Origin of the sequence: Aeromonas molluscorum 848 (assembly GCF_000388115.1) — a bacterium.
GTDB classification, from domain to species: Bacteria; Pseudomonadota; Gammaproteobacteria; order Enterobacterales; family Aeromonadaceae; genus Aeromonas; species Aeromonas molluscorum.
The window spans coordinates 1-3646 of the sequence record NZ_AQGQ01000246.1 but is presented as its reverse complement, the minus strand read 5'-3'; the positions used below and the strand labels follow the sequence as shown (position 1 = coordinate 3646).

Here is a 3646-nt window from a genome sequence, read left to right as displayed (position 1 = left end):
CTATCTGCTCGGTCTGCCGGTGCCCATCTGGCTGATGGCCATCGTCTTCCTGTTTGCCTGGTACATGCTCAACCACACCCGTCTTGGCCGCTACATCTATGCCCTGGGCGGCAACGAGTCGGCGACTCGCCTCTCCGGCATCAATGTGGACAGGGTCAAACTGGCCGTCTATGCCCTGTGCGGCGCCCTGTCGGCTCTGGCGGGCCTTATCGTCACCTCCCGCCTGTCATCGGCACAGCCCACCGCAGGCATGGGTTATGAACTCGACGCCATTGCCGCCGTGGTACTGGGCGGCACCAGCCTGATGGGTGGCAAAGGCCGCATCATGGGCACCTTGATAGGCGCCCTCATCATCGGCTTCCTCAACAATGCCCTCAACCTGCTCGACGTCTCTTCCTATTACCAGATGATCGCCAAGGCCAGCGTGATACTGCTCGCCGTGATGATCGACAACAAAAGCAAATAGCAACAACCACACGCACCCATAACAAAAAGCACAAGGAATGAAACGATGAAAAAGCTCAATACCCTGCTCGCCGCCGCCATCATGTCCGTGCTGGGCACCGCCCAGGCAGCCGATCACTCGTTGGCCATGGTGGTCTCCACCCTCAACAACCCCTTCTTCGTCACCATGAAGGAAGGCGCCGAGGCCAAGGCCAAGGAGCTGGGGTATGAGCTGGTGGTGCTCGACTCCCAGAACGATCCGGCCAAGGAGCTCGCCAACGTCGAAGATCTGACGGTGCGCAAGGTCAGCGCCATTCTGATCAACCCCACTGACTCCGACGCGGTCGGCAACGCCATCCGCCTGGCCAACAAAGCCAATATCCCGGTGCTGACCCTGGACAGAGGCGCGGCCCAGGGTGAGGTCAAGGCCCACATCGCCTCCGACAACGTGGCGGGTGGCAAGCTGGCGGGCGACTTCATCGCCGAGAAGCTGGGGAACGGCGCCAAGGTCATTCAGCTCGAAGGGATCGCCGGCACCTCCGCCGCCCGGGATCGCGGTGAGGGTTTCGCCCTGGCCGTGAAGGGTCACCAGCTGGACGTGCTGGCTTCCCAGCCTGCCGACTTTGACCGCACCAAGGGTCTGAACGTGATGGAGAACTTGCTGGCTGCCCATGCCGGAGTGCAAGCCGTGTTCGCCCAGAACGACGAGATGGCGCTGGGCGCCATTCGCGCCGTACAGGCCGCTGGCAAAGAGGTGATTATCGTTGGTTTCGATGGCACTGATGATGGCAAGGCCGCGGTTGCCCGTGGCAAACTGGCCGCCACCATCGCCCAGCAACCGGCGCTGATCGGTGCCATTGGCGTCGAGACCGCTGACAAGGTACTCAAGGGCCAACCGGTTGAGAAATCCATCCCGGTGCCGCTGCAAGTGGTCAGCAAGTAAATGATGAGGGGGAGGTTCGCCTCCCCTTCTGTCAACGCCTCGCGTGTTTCTCGCCTTGGGCAGACCCAAGCCAAGATGCATCAAGGGAAATCAAACTATGAATCGTCTCGTTGTCCTCGGCAGTGTCAATGCGGATCACGTGCTGCGGGTGCCGCACTTTCCCCGCCCGGGTGAAACCCTGGCCGGTCACAGTTACAGGGTCGTGCCAGGTGGCAAGGGGGCCAACCAGGCCGTTGCCGCCGCCCGCCTCGGCGCAGAGGTCTCCTTCATTGCCCGCATTGGGGCAGACGCCATAGGCCGCGAGATGCGCGCCGGGTTTGCTCTGGATGGGATAGACGTCAGTGCCGTGGAAGAGGACGCCATGCTGCCCACCGGCATTGCCATCATCTATGTGAGCGATGAGGGGGAAAACAGCATCGGCCTCTCCGCAGAGGCCAATGGAGCCCTCTGCCCGGCCATGGTACAGCGTCATGGCAACCTCATCACCGAGGCGCACACCCTGCTGCTGCAGTTGGAGGTGCCCCTTGAGAGCGTATTCGAAGCGGCCCGTCTGGCGCGCGCCGGTGGCACCCGGGTGGTACTCAATCCAGCGCCAGCCCAGCCCTTGCCAGCCGAGCTGCTGGCGCTGGTCGATCTCATCACCCCCAATCAGACCGAGGCCGAACTGCTGACCGGGGTCGCGGTCACGAATGAGACGAGCGCCGCTAGCGCCGCGGCCCGTTTCCACGCCATGGGCATCAGCCGGGTGATGATCACCCTGGGGGCCCAGGGCGTCTATTGCAGCGATCCGGCCTTCGTGGGCTTGATCCCGGGCTTTCGGGTCGAGGCAGTCGACACCACCGCGGCCGGCGATACCTTCAATGGTGCCCTGCTTGCCGCCGAATTGGCCGGGTTGGATTTTAAAGCGGCGGTTCGTTTCGCCCATGGCGCCGCGGCGCTGTCGGTGACCCGGCTCGGCGCCCAGAGTGCCATTCCCCGTCAGGAGGAGGTGGCAGCCTTCCTCGACGAGCAGCAACGCTGATGGCCAATATCAAGCAGGTCGCGGCTCAGGCCGGGGTCTCCACCACCACGGTATCCCACGTCATCAACGACACCCGCTTCGTGGCGAATGAGACCCGGGAGCGGGTGTTCGCCGCCATGGAGAGCCTCAACTATGCCCCCCAGCCTGGTGGCTCGCAGTCTCAAGGTAAAAGAGACCAACAGCATCGGCATGCTGGTCACGACATCCAGCAACCCCTTCTTCGCGGAAGTGGTGCGCGGGGTGGAGCGCTACTGTTTCGAGCAGGGTTACAACTTGATGCTGGGCAATACTGAGGGCCAGTCCGAGACCGCGCTCTCCTATCTCAAGATGATGCTGCGCAAACGGGTGGATGGTCTGCTGATCATGTGCAGCGAGGGGCAACAGGAGGTGTTCAAACAGCTCGACTGGCTGGATAACCTGCCGGTGGTGGTCATGGATTGGGGGCTCGACAGCGACAGGGTCGATCTCATCGCCGACAACTCTCATCTGGGCGGCTACCTGGCGACTCGCCACTTGATAGCACTGGGCCACAGGGACATTGGCTGCATCATGGGGCCTGCCGGACGCGCCCCTGCGACCCAGCGCCTGGCCGGTTTCGAGCAGGCGATGGGAGAGGCCCAGCTTACCGTGCGCCCAGAGTGGCTGCAGGCCGGTGAGTTCGATTGTGCCAGCGGTTTCAATGCCATGCAGACCCTGCTGGCTCAACCTGAACGACCGATCGCTCTGTTTGTGTTCAATGACATGATGGCCATGGGTGCCATCAGCGCCATTCACCAGGCCGGGCTCAAGGTGCCGGAAGATATCTCCCTCGTCGGCTATGACAATGTCGAACTGGCCCAATACCTGTCGCCGCCGCTCACCACCATCAATCAGCCCAAGGAGGCCCTGGGCCGCCTCGCAGTGACCCGGCTGCTGGCTCGCATCAATGGTCAACAGATAGAGAACCGGCTGATCACCCTGGAGCCGGATCTGGTGATCCGTCAATCCTGCCGCCGCCTCTGAGACCCATGCAGCCAAACAACAGAAAGGGAGCTCAGGGCTCCCTTTCTGTTTTTCCGGCATCTCGGCACTCCCGACATAGCAAGCCGCAACACGGCTCAGGCTTGCAGATCCTCGCTCGCCTGGGAAACGTCCCGCAACCGGGCCGGTCTGAGGGTCTTGAGACCGATGGCGTGGACCAGGGCTGCACGCGGCGGCCTCCTCCTCACCCTCACGCGCGGGGTCCAGTAGGCCAGTGG

General features: G+C 62.8%; 3 protein-coding genes and 1 pseudogene. All 4 read left to right on the top strand.

Annotation, left to right across the window (positions count from 1 at the left end; all coding sequences use genetic code 11):
- The coding region (locus G113_RS19450; RefSeq protein WP_005911019.1) for an ABC transporter permease subunit at nucleotides 1–466 on the top strand (466 nt) is incomplete at its 5' end.
- A 45-nt stretch (nucleotides 467–511) separates the two neighbouring features.
- The gene (rbsB, locus tag G113_RS19445; RefSeq protein ID WP_005911017.1) at nucleotides 512–1387 is read left to right on the top strand and encodes a ribose ABC transporter substrate-binding protein RbsB; all 876 of its coding nucleotides are present in this window, start codon (nucleotides 512–514) and stop codon (nucleotides 1385–1387) included.
- A 97-nt stretch (nucleotides 1388–1484) separates the two neighbouring features.
- Nucleotides 1485–2408 (top strand): ribokinase, encoded by a 924-nt coding sequence (gene rbsK, locus G113_RS19440; RefSeq protein ID WP_005911014.1) that lies wholly within the window; start codon nucleotides 1485–1487, stop codon nucleotides 2406–2408.
- Nucleotides 2408–3410: pseudogene (locus G113_RS19435) on the top strand (substrate-binding domain-containing protein). Before rbsK ends, G113_RS19435 begins: the two are co-directional and overlap by 1 nt.
- Nucleotides 3411–3646 lie beyond the last annotated feature (236 nt).